Genomic DNA, 15,838 nt, shown 5'->3' with positions numbered 1-15,838 from the left:
TCCGTAGTCCGTCAGCGAAAGAATGCGATTCCCAAAACGATGAGTCCGACGATCACTCGGTACGCCGCGAAGACGCCATAGCTACGCCGAACGACGAACCGCAAGAGTACGGCGATGGCCAGCCATCCGCTGACGGCGGACGCGACGACGCCGGCGACGAGCGGCGTCGTCACGCCCTCGGTCTTGAGCACGTGCGGCAGCTTCAAGATGGCCGCGGCCGCGATGATCGGCATGCTCATGAGAAAGCTGAATACGGCGGCGTCTTCGCGCGTGAAGCGCAGCGCCCGCCCCGCCGTGATCGTCGACCCCGAGCGCGACACGCCGGGAACGATCGCGAACATCTGGGCCAACCCGACGAGCAGCGCGTCGCGCACCGTCATGGTCGGGAGCGAGCGATCTGACGCGGCCGCCTTGTCGATCCACCACAGCAATATGCCCATCGCGATCAATACGACGGCAATCAGGCGCGGGTCGCGAAAAGTGCTGTCGGCCTGCTTCTCCAACGCGAGCCCGGCGATTGCCCCCGGGATCGTGGCGATGACGAGGAAGCCCACCCGCCGCCGTTCCTCCGCGGTGCCCTGCCCCAGCGATGCTCGGACCATCGCGATCCATTGCGCGCGAAAGTACCAGAGGACGGCGATCAATGTGCCGACATGCAGCGCGACGTCGAACGCGAGGCCGGGGTCGTTCCAGTGAAAGAGCCAGGGCACGAGCGTCAGGTGCGCCGAGCTGCTGACGGGTAGAAACTCCGAGAGGCCCTGGACGATCCCGAGAATGATGGCGTGGGCGAGGCTCACGCGGCTCCACGTGGAAGGGGGGAGGGCGAGTGCGCGGTCGCGCGCGCGGTGTTGCGCTCGGCGCGGGAGGGCGACGCCAGGGTGTACTCGTAGAACGCTTCGTAGTCACCGACGATCGCGTCGAGCGAGAAGCGGTCGCGCGAGTCCCGCGCGGCGAGGGTGCTCATCGCGTGCCAGCGGTCGCGGTCACGGAGCAGCTCGAGCGAGGCGGACGCCATGGCGTCGACGTCGCCGACCTCGCAGAGAAATCCCGTCTCGCCGTCGCGGACGACCTCCGGCAATCCGCCGGCGTTGGACCCGATTACGGGAACACCCGACGCGAGCGCCTCGAGCGCGCTCAGACCGAACGACTCGGTGCTCGACGGCAGAAGAAAGAGGTCGGCGCCGGCGAGCAGCGGCGCCACCGCGTCGATCTTGCCAAGGAAGAACACCTTGTCCTGCAGGCCGAGCTCGCGGGACGCCGCTTCCGCGTCGACGCGGTCCGGGCCGTCGCCGATCATCATGAGCACCGATGGCACCTGGCGCTCGACTTCGGCGAAGATCTTCACGACGTCGGTCACGCGCTTTACCGACCGGAAGTTCGACACGTGCATCAGCACGCGCTTCCCGGCGTCCACTTGCTCGGTGAAGATCGACGAGTAGCGCGAGCGGTCGTAGATCTCGGGGTCGACGAAATTCGGGATGACCTCGATGCGGCACGCCGTGCATCCGAAGGTCGTGAGCGTCTCGGTCTGGAGATAGCGGCTGACGGCTGTGAGCCCGTCGGATTTTTCAATCGAGAACTTCGTGATCGGGCGGAACGAGGGGTCCTGCCCGACGATCGTGATGTCCGTTCCGTGCAGCGTCGTGACGACGCGGATGTCGCGACGCGATTGCTTGAGCATCTCTTGCGCGATCCACGCGCTCGTCGCATGAGGAATCGCGTAGTGGCAATGGAGCAAGTCGAGCGAATGGGCCATCGTCACCTCGTGCATTCGAACCGCGAGCGCGAGGTCGTACGGCGGATACTCGAAGAGCGGGTAGCGCCCTACATCGACCTCATGGAAATAGATGCCGGGAGTAAACGCGGGGAGCCGAAACGGCTGCTGGTATGTGATGAAGTGCACCTCGTGCCCGCGGTGCGCGAGCGCGATGCCGAGCTCCGTGGCCAGCGCCCCGGAGCCGCCGTACGTCGGGTAGCACGTGATGCCAACCTTCACCGGCCCGCTCTCTCCGCCGTGCCGCCGTACACGATCCCGGTCGTCCAGCGCGCGACGACCTCCTCCCAATCACGCGCCAACGGGTTCACAGAGAGAACGCGGTCGGGCGGGAGTTGGTGACGGAACCAGGTCCGCTGGCGCTTGGCGTATTGTCTCGTCTCGATCAGGATCGTCTCGCGCGCCTCGGCGCGCGCGACTTCGCCGCGCGCCATGCGCCTCACGGTTTCGTATCCCGTTGCCTTCCAGGCGGGCGCGTCCGGTGGTACCGAATGCATGAGTCTCTCGACCTCGGTCGGCCATCCAGCGTTGAGCATCATGTCGAGCCGCGCGCCGATCCGTTGCGCGAGCGCGGGGCCCGGATCCACCAGAAGATAGCGCGGGCGCCAACGTGCTTCCCCTTGCCCAGCCCCCCGATGCGCCGCGTGAAGATCGCTCACGCGGTGGCCGGTGAGCAGCGCGATCTCGATGGCTCGCAGCAGTTGCGCGCGTCCGAGATGCGCGCGCGGCGGATCGAGGCGCTCGACCCAGCGCTTGAGCTCCTCCGTCGTCAGCGCGGCGAGCTCGGGCTCCAGGCGCCGACGCCGCTCGGCGTCGATCGGCGGCTCGGCGAAGAGTCCCTCGAATAGCGCGCGCAAATACAATCCCGTGCCGCCGACGACGATCGGCGTGCGGCCAAGCGAAAGCGTGTCGGCGATCCAGCCGTGGGCCGCTTTGGCCCACACCGCCGACGAATAGCGAACGGTGGGATCGACGACGTCGAGCCCCAAGTGCGGCACCCGCGTGCGCTCGTCCGCCGTCGGCTTTGCCGTGCCGATGTCGAAGCCGCGATATACCTGACGCGAATCGGCGCTGACGATGGTGATCGGCCGGCGCTCGGCGAGCCACATCGCGATGGCACTCTTGCCGCCGGCCGTCGGCCCGCAGATGACCCCGACGTCAATGACGGCCGAATCGCCGGTCGATTTCATCCCACGTGAGTTGGACGATCGTCGCCCTGCCGTGCACGTCGTGCGCGGGGAGCGTGGTGTCGCGCAGGGCTGCGTAGAGCGCGCGCTGCTCGGCGGGCGACAACGCGTCGCCGGCCTTGATCGCGGCCTTGCACGCGACCGTCGCTGCCAGGCGCTCGTGGCGCGAATGCTCGCTCGCGCCGCGGTCGCCGGTGATCGTGGCGAGCGTGTCTCGAAGGCAACGCTCCGGATCGAAGCGCGGGTGCGGCATGGGCACGGCTCGCACGATCAGCGTGTGGCCGCCGAATCCCTCGATCTCGAATCCGAGTTGCTCGAACGCGGCTCGATTCTGCTCGAACGCCTCGCTCTCCGCCGGTCCGAGATGCAACGTCATCGGAAAGAGCAGACGCTGCGCGGGGTGTTCGCCGCGCGCGAGCGCGCCCATGAACTGCTCGAACAGCACGCGTTCGTGCGCCGAATGTTGATCAATCAGCACGACGCCGTGTTCGTGCTCGAAGGCGATGTAGGTGCGATGCAGTTGGAAAAGGGGCGGTACGTCGCTTGGAGCGGTGGACGGGGGGACAGGTGGACTGGTGGACGGGTCGGGCGGCGCATTTGTCGCTTCGTTGAATAGACCATCGGCGGTCGGCGGCGGCGCGGGGATGGAGTCGAGCCGGCTGGCCGCCTCGGGCGACGGCTCGGCGAGCGGCGCGTGTGTGGGCCAAACACGCCGGCCAAATGTGGCGCCGGCTTCGAACGTGCCGAGCGCGCGGCGCACGGCGGTTTCGATCGCACGCTCCACCGTCCATCGATCGCGGAAGCGAACTTCGGCTTTCGCGGGATGAACGTTGACGTCGACCGAATCCGCGGCGACGACGACGTCGAGAAAGAGCGTGGGCCGCACGCCGGCGGGAATCGTCGAGCGGTACGCGGTCTCCGCGGCGCGCGCGAGACCCGCGTCGCGCACGGCTCTGCCGTTCACCGAGAGAAAGACGCGTCGTGTGGCGGTGCCCGCGTCCGACGGACGCTCGACCAACCCGGCGACGTGCGTCGTGCCACTCACGTCGTCGACGTCGAGCAGACGCTCCGCGAACGGCCCGCCGTAGATCGCGGCCAACCGCTCGCGCGGGGTCGCGCTCGCCGGAAGCGAGAGGATCGACTTGCCGTCGTGCGAGAGCGAGATGCGGACGTCGCGGCGCGTAAGGGCCATCGTGGCGACGACGTCGAGGATCGCTCGCCATTCTGAGCGCGCGCCGCGCAAGAACTTGAGTCGCGCGGGCGCGTTGTAGAACAGTCGCGCGGCGCGCACCGTGGTGCCGCGGCGGCGGCTCGTCGCGTCGACGTCGATGACGCGACCGCCGGCGGCGCGCACGACCGTTCCCGCGCCGTCGTCGGGCGCCGTCTCGAGCTCGAGCTCCGACACCGAGCAGATCGCCGCCAGCGCCTCGCCGCGGAACCCGAAGCTGCGCACGCCGACCAGATCGCGCGCCGAGCGAATTTTTGAAGTCGCGTGCCGCTCCAAGGCGAGGACGGCGTCGTCGCGCGTCATGCCGGTGCCGTCGTCGCTCACGCGAATCGTCTGCCGGCCGCCGTCTTCGATCGCGACGTCGATCGCGCGGGCGCCGGCGTCGATGGCGTTCTCGATGAGCTCCTTGACCACCGACGCCGGCCGCTCGACGACTTCGCCCGCGGCGATTTGATCGGCGACGTCGCTCGGCAGGACGGCGATGCGCGGGGGAGAAGCGACGGTCACGGCGCCAAAGCTACGGGCGCGCCGCGCGGCCGGTCAATTGCCGATTTGTGACGCGTCCCGCGTGTCGAGGGAGATGAGCGCGGACGACTCGACCCATCCGTCGCGGCCGTCGTCGAGGCGGACGCGCGTCCACGCGCCCTGCCGGCCGATCTCTCGCACGACTTCGCCGACGATCGCCGTGGGCCCCCGATCGCCGCCGATCTCGGGATCGGAGGTGAGCGACGCGGTGGTGCGCATGACCTCGAGGTGCCGTCCGGCGGCGCGGTCGACCAGCGCGAAGCCGCAGACCAACACGATCCCGGCCGCGACGGCGAGCGACGCGACCCGCGTGCGTCGCACTTCGTCACCGCGTCTCGCGCGCGTCGCGGCCCAGCCCCACGTCGCGAGCCACAGCAGCGCCGCCGCAATGAACACCCACTCGACGGGAACCGGCGGAACGAACCCACTCGCCGTCCAGGGCAACGAGTGAACGAGCTCGACGCGCTCGCGGACGTCCGCAGCAAGCGGCTCGAGACGCAGGGCGTGCTGCCACGCCGCGACGCTCCGCGCCGTATCGGCGACCGCCCACGCCGCCGTGCCGAGGTTGGCCCACGCGTCCGGGGCACGAGGATCAGCCTGCACCGACTCGAGGAACGACTCGCGCGCGGCGACGAACTCGTGCCGCCCATAGGCCTCGACGCCGGCGTCGAACGCGCGACGTGGATCGACGCGCTGCGACAGAGCGTGCGCGGCGACCGCGCCGAGCGCCGCGATCACCACGATGCTCATGACGCGCGTGAAGATCTGCGTGCGTGGCAGCGCCTCGTCGTCGACCGCGCGGTACAAACGTTCGGCTCTCTCGGCGGCGTCGGAGGGCAGCGCACCTCCGGCGGCAAACGCCGCCTCGTCCAACTCGCGGAGGAATCGCTCGGCCTGGGTCGCGATGCCGGTCGACACGCCACGACGGCGCAGTACTCTGGCCAATCCGCCGGCTCGCGTAAAGCTTTCCGGCTGAAGCGTCAGCCGTTCGCTGAGCGCCGACGTGTACGCGCGGCGAACCGTCGACGCGTCACGCGACTTCGCTGCCGCTCGCACGGCGGCGCCAAGGCGGCGAGACGGTTCGTGTGCGCGATCGGTCGTCGGTCGTCGCACAGAACGGCGGCGAAGCGTGACCGCAGGCAGCGGGGCAAGTGCGAGCAGCGCCCAGAAGGCCGCCGATTCGTGCACCGGAGCACGAGCAGCGCCGCGATAGCGCGGGCGGAGAGGCAAGAGCGTTTCCGTTCGCGCCGTATCCGCCGACGCCAGCGACCCCGGGCCGACGTGCACGCGCGTGCTGCCGGTCGACGCGATTTCGTAGCGCCGCGTGTCGGGGTTGAAGTAGCCGTAGCGAATCGGCGGCACGTCGAGCTCGCCCGCGACTTTGGGCGTGAGCAGCCAGTCGAACTCCTTGGAGCCGGCGATGCGCCGCGCCGTCGTGTCCACGCGCACCCGCTCGTCGCCCTTGACCAACGTCGCCCATGGAACGCCGACCGCCGGACGCGGGAAGAGCTTCACGTTCCCGGTGCCCATGACGCGAACGGTCAGCACGATCGGATCGCCGACGCGCGACGCCAGCGTGTCGAGTCGCGTCGCCACACGCACGTTGCCGACCGCGCCGCCGAAGTCGGCGGGACGCCCGGCCGCGGGCGGCTCGACCGCCACGATGATGGTGCTGTCCGTCTCGAGGTCGTGCGTCTCTTCGCGGCTGAAGAAACTCGCGGAGAGCGGAAGTGAGTACACGAGCTGCGCCGGCGGAATCGCGAAGCGGCCCGGCATCAACGGAAAGAGCGCGCGCTGGTAGACGAGCGCGTCGAAGCAATGCGAGCCGCCTTCGCGTCTCGGCGGATTGGCGCGCGCCGGCAGATCGTACGCGAGCATCGACTGCATGTCCGGCGGGAAGAACGTCGGGTTCCTGCGCAGCCGGTCGCGCACGGCGGCATTCAAGAAGACCGCGACTTCGTAATTGGCTTGCTGTCCGACGTACACCGTTTCCGGAGCTGACAGCGCCCGGAAGTCGATCGCGAGGCTCGTGTCGACACGCGCGCGCGCAACGACCGCGGGAACCTGCGCGCGCCCTGCGGCGTGCACGGCGATTTCCACCGGCCGAGAGCGAATGACGTCTTTGCCGAGTCTCGCCTCGAACGGTGAAACCGCGAAGGTGCCAGGCCGGTCGGTGGTAAGGACGTAGCGATACTCGGCGGTCACCGAACCATCGCCGCGCCGGTCGTACGACACATGCGGCACCGGAGACGACCGGAGAATGTCGAACGGATAGAACGACGGCACGATCAGCCGCGGAACGGTCGAGCCTTTGGCGCTCACCGCCACCGACACCTCGAACGCCTCGCACGTCGAGGCCGAATCCGGCCCGTGCGCGACGATCGCGAGCTGCGCGACGATGGCAAGCGCGGCGATCACCAGTCCTTTCCTCCAGGCGGCGGCTCCTGCCGATTCGCCTTCTGCCGCTTGGACTGCACGTCACGCTCTTCGCGCGCCGCGCTGCCGAGCAACTGCTCGGCCTGCTGTTGTCCGAGACCGCCCTGCGGTTGCGGAGAATGCTGCTGCGGGGGCGCGCCGGAACCGCCCCCGCCGCCACCACCGCCACCCCCGCCGCCCTTCTGTTTCTGTCGAAGCGCGAGCTCGTAGTTCCACTTTGCGTCCATGTCGGTCGGACGCATGAGCAACGCCTTTTTGTAGATCGCGAGCGTCGAATCGAGCTCGCCGCTCTGTTCACCCGACGGCGCCGCGAGCCCCGGCTTCAAATGGGCGAGACCAAGGTTGAACAGAGTCCGGAAGCGAAGTTCGTCTTTCTTCATGTCGGTGAGCGAGCGAAGCGCGTCGACCGCGGATGCGTTCGAGTCGGCGGCAACGAGCGCCGTGCCGAAGTTGTAGAGCGCCTCGGCCGACTTGTCGCCGGCGGCGATAGCGTCACGGTACAGCGACGCCGCCTGAGCGTACTGCCCGTGGTGATAGGCCGTCGCCGCCTGCTGCGACCGCGTGAGGCGCGCGCAGCCGTTGAGCGAGACCATCAGCAGCAGTCCGGCGGCGGCCGCCGTTTGCGCTGCCGAGCGAGGAGCACGGTGGCCGCGCCGCTCGATGAGCAGCGTGTCGAGCAACAGCAGCAGCAGCGCCGGGAACAAGAACCACTGGTAGCGTGGCGTCTTCGACTCGCCGGCGAGACTGGCACGCGCCTTGGTTCTCAGCGTAGCGAGCGCCGATTTGATGCGCGCGGCCTTGTCCGTCGCGTCGGCGGGAATGAACGTCCCACCGGCCGCGTCGGCCGCGCCCTTCAAGAATTCCGGATGGTAGTTGGTGATCACGGTGCTGCCGTTCTCGTCCTTCTTGGTGGTCGTCGACCCGTCTTGATTCTTGATCGGGATCGTCGTGCCCTCCGTCGTGCCGAACCCCACCGTCACGAGGCTGATGCCCTGCTGCGCCGCCCGCTTGGCTTCCGCCTGAACGTCCTCGAGCGGCTCGAATGCCTCTCCATCGCTCATGACGACCAGTGCGCGATCCGAGCCACTGTTGGTCACCGTGAGGAGATCGACTCCCTGATGGATGGTGCGCGCCATCGACGTCCCCGCCTGCCCCACGACGCTCGGGTCGAGATTGTCGAGGAAAAGGTCGAGCGCTCCTTCGTCGATCGTGAGCGGCGACAAAACATAGCTGCGCCCGGCGAACGCCTGCAGCCCGATGCGATCTCCGGGCGAGAGTGCGCGGAGGCGTCGGACTTCTTCCTTCATCCGCTCGAGCCGGCTCGGCCGCTCGTCTTGCGCGAGCATCGAGAGCGACGCGTCGAGCGCGAGCACCATGTCGATACCGCGCGTGCGAACGACCGTCCGCTCGTCCCCCCAGCGCGGGCCGGCCGCCGCGATGCCGACCAACCCACCAGCAACGCCAAGCCGCACCATGCGCCAACCCGGCCGCACCAGCGTGCGCGGCGGGATGATGCGCGAAATCACATCCATGCTGCCGAGGCGGTTGAGACGCGCCTTTCGCTGCGTGAACGCGCGACGGAGCACGTAGATGGTGAGCAGCGGAAGAATCGCCGCGAGGGCGAGCAGGTACGGATAGTCGAACGTCACGTCGGGCATCACGGCAGCGGCCCCCGGCGTGCGGCAAGCATCAACTCGGCGAAGAGCATGAGCGCGGCGAAGTACAGCGGCCAGCGAAAGAGCTCGGTGTAGCGCACGTACGCGCGGGTACGGACCGGCTCGCGCTCGAGCTGGTCGATCTCCTGGTAGATACGCTGCAACGCCGCGGCGTCGCGCGCGCGATAGTAGCGGCCGCCCGTGGTCTTCGCGATGTCGGAGAGGAGCGGCTCGTCGATGCGGACGAGGCGGTTCTCGTAGCGAAGCCCGAAGAGCCCTCGACCAACCGGCACGGGTGCCATTCCTTCGGTGCCGACGCCGATCGTGTAGATCTTGATGCCGAACACCTGCGCCGCCTTGGCGGCCGTGCGCGGATCGATCGCGCCCCGGTTGTTCTCACCGTCGGTGAGAAGGATCATCACGCGCGACCGTCCCGGTGCATCGCGCAGCCGGTTCGCGGCCGTGGCGATCGCCGTGCCGATGGCCGTCCCGTCCTCGAGCTGTCCGGCGGCGAGGTTGTCGACGGCCTGGTTGACGACGGGATAGTCGGTCGTGAGTGGAACCTGTGTGAGCGCCTCGGACGCGAACGCGACGACGCCGATACGGTCGCTCGAGCGAGCGGCGATGAACCGCTTCACGACGTCCTTCGCGACTTCGAGGCGGTTGTTCGGCGTGAAGTCCTGCGCGAGCATCGAGCTCGAGAGGTCGATCGCGAGGACGATGTTGATGCCCTCGCTCGTGGTGTTCTCGGAGTGCGATCCGGACCGCGGCCGCGACAACGCGACGATCATGGACGCCAGCAGCAGATTCCGGAACAGGAAGAGAAAGAACGGCGTCCGCCGCCCGGCGCGTGGCCCGACCGCCAGCACCGGCACGCGCGAAAAGACGATCGCCGCCGGCCGTCGGCGTCGCCGAATGATCCACCAGATCGGCAGCAGCAGGAGAAACGCCAGCACCCACGGCGTCGCGAACTGAATTCTCCCGAGCGCGATCATGCGGCCTCCGCGGGAGACGTCGGCGTTGGCGTCGTCGGGGGAGTCGGCGTCGTGATTGGAGCTTCGGGCGGGGTCGCGGCGTGCTCCACCGCGACGATGGCTCGCGCCTCGCGGCCCAGATCGCGCGCGCGATCCGTGCTCACGGCGCGACGCGCGAACTTGATCAGATCGGCGTCGGTCAAAGCGCGCCCCAATCTTGACTCGGGGACCGTCGGGAGCTCGCGCGCGACGCGCTGCAGCTCCGTGCTAGTGAGCGATAGTGCCGCGCGCGTGTGGCGCGCCGCGAGATAGTCGCGCAGGACTTCGATCACGAGCGTCACGTAGCGGCCACGCTCGCCCGCCTCGAGCAACGCCAGTCTTTCGATGCGCTCGAAATCGGCCTCGGCCTGCTTGAACGGATCGATCGCCGGAATCGGCTGCGCTTTTCGGCGGCGCCGCTTCAACCACCACCAAAGAAGAATGAGCCCGATGATCACCGCGGCGAGGAGCGCCCACAGCCACCACGGGAACGGATTCACCTCGAACAGGTCGCGCGGCGGTTTCGGAACGCGCTTGGCGCTGTCCGGCGGCAGCACGCTTTTCACGAAGATCGTCGCGCCCGTCACGGGAACGCGACGCGTCACGGACCCCAGCTTCACGATGATGTCGTCGAAGCGAATGCCCTGCGCGCCCACGTCCCACGCGGCGACGCGATAGTCCGCGTACTGCTCGACCGCCGACGTGTCGGCGCTGGTGCGCACATTCACCGGGTCGAGCGACTGCACGGCGCCGGTCGAGTCGAGCGCGCGCGGAAAGTCGATCGTCGCTCCCGACGGCGCGCGAATGCCGATCGTGACGCGGAACGGATCACCGATGCGAACGCTGTCGGGGGCGACTTTCACCGCCGCCTTCACCTGAAGCGCGCTCGACGCACCTTGCGCGGCAACCGCCGTCGCCGAGAACACGATGAGCGAGGAGCCGATCGCGGCCAAGCGCGCGCGCGACGCACGCCACAACGAGGTCATCGTTGAACCCTCGTCTCGCGCGTGCGGAAAAACCGCAGCAACGGTTCCATGATCCCGCGGTCCGTCCGCACGGCGATCTCGTCAATCGCCAGGCGTCGCAGCAGATGCTTCCGCCGATCGCTTTCCTCGGCGACGGCGGTGTTGAAGCGCTGGCGCACCGCGAGATTGCTCGTGTCCACGTCGAGCGTGGCGCCCGTTTCCGGGTCGATGAATCGCGCCAGACCGACGTCGGGCAGCGTCTTCTCGCTCGGGTCCTCGACGGTCACGGCCACCAGATCGTGGCGCTGCGCGAGCAGCTTGAGCGGTCGCTCGATCTGTTCGCCGAGGAAATCGGAGACGAGGAAGATGATCGCTTTGTGCGAGAGCATCTTGTTCAGATACTCCGTGGCGCCGGCGATGTCGGTGCCTCGCCCTTGCGGCGTGAACGCGAGGATGTCGCGGATGAGGCGAAGCGCGTGGCGGCGCCCCTTGCGCGGAGGAACGACATGCTCGATGCGGTCGGTGAACATCAACCCACCGACGCGGTCGTTGTTGCGGATGGCCGACATCGTGAGCACCGCGGCGAGCTCCGACGCGACCTCGCTCTTGAAGCGTCGTCGCGTACCGAACCGCTCGGAGCCGGACACGTCCACCGCGAGCATCACCGTCAGCTCGCGCTCTTCGATGTAGCGCTTCACGTACGGCCGCTGCATGCGAGCGGTGACGTTCCAGTCGATGCTGCGCACTTCGTCGCCCGCTTGGTACTCGCGGACCTCCGAGAACTCCATTCCCTGCCCTTTGAACACCGATCGGTACTCGCCGGTGAACAAAGAATTCACAAGGCCGCGCGTGCGCAACTCGAGCAACTTGACCTGGCGCAGCACTTCGGCCGGCACAGCCGGCGCCGCGCCGGACGTGGTCGCGACGGCGAACGACCCGGAGCGCCGCGGCGGCGGAATCGGCGCGGGCTTCGAACGACGAAAGAGAGAGAACGCCACGTCAGGCCTCGGAGAACGGCCTCTCGTGTCGGCGCGTCAGCGATCGCATCACGGGCTCTCGATCTTCGCGAGAACGCGCTGCACGATCTGATCGCTCGTCACGTCTTCGGCCTCGGCTTCGTACGTCGTGAGGACGCGGTGACGCAACACGTCCGGACCGATGGCCTTCACGTCGTCCGGCGTCACGAAGGCGCGGCCGCGCAGAAACGCGTGCGCTCGCGACGCCTGGGCGAGCGCGATCGTCGCGCGGGGGCTCGCGCCGAACTCGATCAGCGGTACGAGGTCGGGAAGTCCCGCCGCCGCCGGCTCGCGCGTGGCGAGCACGATGTCGACGATGTAGTCCATGATGCGGTCGTCCATGTACAGGTCGGCGATGCGGCGCCGCGCATCGAGGATCTGGTCCGGCTGCGCGACGGCGTCGACGTCGATCGGCTCGCCGCCCGCCATACGCCGCATGATCTCCTTCTCTTCGTCGCGCGACGGATAACCGACGCGCAGCTTGAGCATGAACCGGTCGACCTGCGCTTCGGGCAGCTGGTAGGTGCCCTCCTGCTCGATCGGATTCTGCGTCGCGAGCACGAGGAACGGCTCCTCGAGCTTGAACGTCGTGCCGCCGATCGTCACCTGCTTTTCCTGCATCGCCTCGAGCAGCGCCGCCTGCACCTTGGCCGGTGCGCGGTTGATTTCGTCGGCGAGGATGATGTTCGCGAAGATCGGCCCGCGCTTCACCGAGAACTGCCCCGTGGACTGGTCGTACACCTGCGTGCCGAGCACGTCCGCCGGAAGCAAGTCCGGAGTGAACTGAATGCGGTGGAACGTCGTATCAATCGTCTCGGCGAGCGTCCGGACCGTGAGCGTCTTGGCAAGTCCGGGCACGCCCTCGAGCAGCACGTGTCCGCCGGTAAGAATGCTGATCAGCAGTCGGTCGACCATGTACTCCTGGCCGACGACGCGTTTGGCGACTTGGCGGGCGACGTCCTGGACGAGTCGAGAATCCGCCGCGTTGGATACCTGAGTGGCCACGTTCAATGGAGTTCGAGTGTTCGGATGACCGTCGCGGTCATCTGTGCATCATTTGGACAACCGACGACGAGGTCGGCCCTGCCGTCCTACCCCGGGTTTTGACGACGGTGCCCCCCCCTGCGTCCCGCCACTCGGTGTCGGCCCCATCGCTCCCAGTGCTTCGCGCTCGGCGGCTGTGAGCTCGCGCACCGCACCCGACGGCAGGTTCCCGAGGGAAATCGGACCGAACCGGGTTCGCACCAGCCGTTCGACGCCGAGGCCGAGCGCCGTGCACAAACGACGGACCTCGCGCTTTCGGCCCTCGGTGATCGTCACCTCGAGGTCCCAGCGGTCGCGTCCGACGTTGGTGGCGACAATACGCTTGGGATGCACGGGCCCGTCGTCGAGCATCACACCGGCGCGTGCAACTCGCGCCGCTTCGTCGCCCTTGCCGGTCACCGTCGCGACGTAGGTCCGCTCGATTTCTCCCTTCGGATGCGACAGCCGGTGCGCCGCTTCGCCATCCGTCGTGAGCAGGAGGAGCCCTTCCGTGAGGTAGTCGAGGCGGCCGACGTACGTGAGCCCGCGCACGTCGGGGACGAGCTCGAAGACGGTCCGACGCCCGTCCGGATCGGAGCGCGTCGTCATCACCCCCGCCGGCTTGTTGAGCGCGTACCAGACGGTGCTGCGCGGAGCCTCGACGGTCCGTCCGTCCACGACGATCTCGTCGCGCGAGGGATCGACGATCTGGCCGGTGCGCGCGACCTCTCCGTTCACACGCACGCGCCCGGCGGCGATCAACTCCTCGGCTTTCCTCCGCGACGCGACTCCGGCGCGAGCGAGCGCGCGCTGGATGCGCATCGTCTCCGTCACGCTACACGCCCGCGTCCGCGAGAGCGGGGGCGTCGGCGATGTCCGCCGACTCGGGTCGCGGCTCCTCGGCCGTCGTATCGGCGCGCACCGACGGAACGTCGACGACGCGATCCGCGGGCTCCATGCGATCCACGACAGGGGGCGCCGTGGGTGCATCGGCACGATCCGGCGCGCGCAGTGCGATCGCCAACTCGTCGCCGCGCGGCAGCTCTTCGAGGTGGCGCAGCCCGAAGTACTCGAGGAAAACGGGCGTCGTTCCGTAAAGGAGCGGACGTCCCAGTCCTTCGCCACGGCCCGTGACATCGATGAGACCGCGCTCATGGAGCGACTTGAGAACGCTGCCCACCATCACGCCGCGAATCTCCTCGATCTCGAGGCGCGAGATCGGCTGTCGGTACGCGATGATCGCGAGCGTCTCGAGCGCCGCGCCCGAGAGACGAGCCGGGCGCGCCGCCAACTGCGCGCGCTCGATGGCCTCGGTGTATTCGGCGCGCGTGAGGATTTGCCAGCCGCCGCCGAGCTCCTGGAGCTCGACGCCGTGGCCGTCGACGTCGTAGCGCTCGCGCAGTTCCTCGAGCGCGGCCTGCAATTCGGCGGGCGATGCGTCGGGCTCGAGAACGGCGAGCTCTTCGGTCGCGATCGGTCTGGCGCTGGCGAACAGCGCGGCCTCAAGCAGCTTCGCTAGCGGCGTCACGTGAGATCTCCACGTCGGCGAAAGGTCGGGGCTGGTCGACCCGCAACTCGCCGAGTTTGGCGAGCTCGAGAAGACCGAGGAGGGTCGAGAGGATTTGCCAAGGTTCGGCGCCGCGCTGGACGAGCTGCGTCCAACGGATGCGCGCTTTCAGCGCCAGCACCGAGCGAATGACCAGGATCGCTCCGGGAATGTCGAGGGCGCGCGGAATGACTTCGTGCATGTCAGGACGCGCGACCGTGCGCAGCACGCGGTCCACCGCGGCGAGCAATTCGGCGAGCGAGAGCGCGAGCGGCGCCTGCGCGGCGACCGGCGCCTGCGGCAGATATGCGCGTGAGAACTGATTGCGCCGCTCCTCGCCGCGCCGCTCGAGAAGGTCGACGACCTCGCGCATCTGTTGATACTCGAGCAGGCGTCGTACGAGCTCGGCGCGCGGATCCTCCCACTGCTCCTCGTCGCCGCGCGGGAGGAGCATCTGCGCCTTGATGCGCAGGAGTCGCGCGGCCATCTCGAGGTATTCCGCCGCCTCGTTGAGCCCGAGAGTGCGAATGCGTACGACGAACTGCTCGCAGATGCGCGCGATCGGGATGTCGTAGATATCGAGCTGCTCTTCGCGAATGAGCGAGAGCAGCAGGTCGAGAGGACCCGAGAACGACGACAGCTCGACGATGAAGCCTCCGCCCGCCTCGAGGGTCGCGGCCGCGGCGCTTGCAGAGGGAGCGAACGTTTCCGGCACGTAAGTGGGTGTGGAGGTCACGCGACGCTCAGGCTAGCCAGAGGGAAAGCGACGGCAGCTTGTACGGATCGGCGAGACGAAGCAGCAGCTCGCCGAATGAAAACGCAGGAGCGAGCCAGGTGTTGAGAAGCGTACCACCGAAACTGAGCAACAGCACGAGAATGACGATGCCGTAGCGGCCGACCTGTTGATACCACACCGCCAGGCGAAGCGGCAGCAGGTATTTCACGACGTGCGATCCGTCGAGCGGCGGAATGGGAATCAAGTTGAAGGCGAGCAACAGCAGGTTGATGCGGACCGCGGTGACCATCATTGCTTGCATGATGGCGAGCGTCGTCTCCAATCCCGACAATCCGCGTCCAAGCAATCCGGCGACGATGAAGACGATGACCGCGGCGAGCGCGATGACCAGGTTCGCGGTGACGCCCGCGAGCGAGACGATGATGTCGCCGCGCTTGAAATTCCGATAGTTGCGCGGATTCACGGGGACCGGTTTCGCGCCGCCGAGAATGATCTGCCCCTTGCTCGAGATCGCGAGCACGAGCGGCAGAATCACCGTCATGAACGGGTCGATGTGCTTGACCGGATTCCAAGTGAGACGACCGAGGCTCAGGGCGGTGGTGTCCCCCTGTTTGAGTGCCGCGTAGCCGTGTGCGTACTCGTGCGCGATGACCGAGAACAGCAGCACCGGCGCAGCCATCAACACATCTTGGATATGCAACGTCGGCAGTCGGGAGCGGGTTGGCGGTCGCCGG

At 68.1% G+C, this 15,838-nt stretch carries 14 protein-coding genes; all 14 read right to left on the bottom strand.

Annotated features, from left to right (window positions below):
- Positions 1–11 precede the first annotated feature (11 nt).
- From VGQ44_19770 to VGQ44_19705, 14 genes are read right to left on the bottom strand one after another with little or no spacing between them, the layout of a single operon-like run.
- Positions 12–797 (bottom strand): undecaprenyl-diphosphate phosphatase, encoded by a 786-nt coding sequence (locus VGQ44_19770; GenBank protein HEV8449080.1) that lies wholly within the window; start codon positions 795–797, stop codon positions 12–14.
- Positions 794–1,996: an N-acetyl-alpha-D-glucosaminyl L-malate synthase BshA gene (gene bshA, locus VGQ44_19765; GenBank protein HEV8449079.1), complete on the bottom strand. Its 1,203-nt coding sequence runs from the start codon at positions 1,994–1,996 to the stop codon at positions 794–796. The genes VGQ44_19770 and bshA overlap by 4 nt, the downstream gene beginning before the upstream one ends.
- Positions 1,993–2,964 carry a tRNA (adenosine(37)-N6)-dimethylallyltransferase MiaA gene (gene miaA, locus VGQ44_19760; protein HEV8449078.1) on the bottom strand — a complete coding sequence of 324 codons (972 nt, stop codon included), beginning with the start codon at positions 2,962–2,964 and terminating at the stop codon, positions 1,993–1,995. The genes bshA and miaA overlap by 4 nt, the downstream gene beginning before the upstream one ends.
- Positions 2,933–4,696, bottom strand: a complete 1,764-nt coding sequence (gene mutL / locus VGQ44_19755) for a DNA mismatch repair endonuclease MutL (protein ID HEV8449077.1) — start codon at positions 4,694–4,696, stop codon at positions 2,933–2,935. Before mutL ends, miaA begins: the two co-directional genes overlap by 32 nt.
- A gap of 33 nt (positions 4,697–4,729) precedes the next feature.
- Positions 4,730–7,132 carry a BatD family protein gene (locus tag VGQ44_19750; protein HEV8449076.1) on the bottom strand — a complete coding sequence of 801 codons (2,403 nt, stop codon included), beginning with the start codon at positions 7,130–7,132 and terminating at the stop codon, positions 4,730–4,732.
- Positions 7,129–8,808 carry a VWA domain-containing protein gene (locus VGQ44_19745; GenBank protein ID HEV8449075.1) on the bottom strand — a complete coding sequence of 560 codons (1,680 nt, stop codon included), beginning with the start codon at positions 8,806–8,808 and terminating at the stop codon, positions 7,129–7,131. Before VGQ44_19745 ends, VGQ44_19750 begins: the two co-directional genes overlap by 4 nt.
- The gene (locus VGQ44_19740; protein ID HEV8449074.1) at positions 8,808–9,800 is read right to left on the bottom strand and encodes a VWA domain-containing protein; all 993 of its coding nucleotides are present in this window, start codon (positions 9,798–9,800) and stop codon (positions 8,808–8,810) included. The genes VGQ44_19745 and VGQ44_19740 overlap by 1 nt, the downstream gene beginning before the upstream one ends.
- Complete coding sequence (locus VGQ44_19735) at positions 9,797–10,804, bottom strand: BatA domain-containing protein (GenBank protein ID HEV8449073.1); 1,008 nt, start codon at positions 10,802–10,804, stop codon at positions 9,797–9,799. The genes VGQ44_19740 and VGQ44_19735 overlap by 4 nt, the downstream gene beginning before the upstream one ends.
- Positions 10,801–11,781: a DUF58 domain-containing protein gene (locus VGQ44_19730; GenBank protein ID HEV8449072.1), complete on the bottom strand. Its 981-nt coding sequence runs from the start codon at positions 11,779–11,781 to the stop codon at positions 10,801–10,803. The genes VGQ44_19735 and VGQ44_19730 overlap by 4 nt, the downstream gene beginning before the upstream one ends.
- A gap of 48 nt (positions 11,782–11,829) precedes the next feature.
- A complete protein-coding gene (locus tag VGQ44_19725) occupies positions 11,830–12,804 on the bottom strand; it encodes a MoxR family ATPase (GenBank protein HEV8449071.1) in 975 nt (324 codons plus the stop codon).
- Between the two features lie 48 nt (positions 12,805–12,852).
- Entirely contained in the window at positions 12,853–13,656 is an 804-nt protein-coding gene (locus VGQ44_19720; protein HEV8449070.1) for a pseudouridine synthase, read from the bottom strand.
- 1 nt (position 13,657) lies between these two features.
- Positions 13,658–14,350 (bottom strand): SMC-Scp complex subunit ScpB, encoded by a 693-nt coding sequence (scpB, locus tag VGQ44_19715; GenBank protein ID HEV8449069.1) that lies wholly within the window; start codon positions 14,348–14,350, stop codon positions 13,658–13,660.
- Positions 14,325–15,104 (bottom strand): segregation/condensation protein A, encoded by a 780-nt coding sequence (locus VGQ44_19710; protein ID HEV8449068.1) that lies wholly within the window; start codon positions 15,102–15,104, stop codon positions 14,325–14,327. Before VGQ44_19710 ends, scpB begins: the two co-directional genes overlap by 26 nt.
- A 7-nt stretch (positions 15,105–15,111) precedes the next feature.
- A complete protein-coding gene (locus tag VGQ44_19705; protein HEV8449067.1) occupies positions 15,112–15,783 on the bottom strand; it encodes a site-2 protease family protein in 672 nt (223 codons plus the stop codon).
- Between the last annotated feature and the right edge of the window lie 55 nt (positions 15,784–15,838).

Source organism: Gemmatimonadaceae bacterium, assembly GCA_036003045.1.
GTDB lineage: Bacteria > Gemmatimonadota > Gemmatimonadetes > Gemmatimonadales > Gemmatimonadaceae > JAQBQB01.
This window is presented reverse-complemented; position numbering and strand designations above follow the sequence as displayed.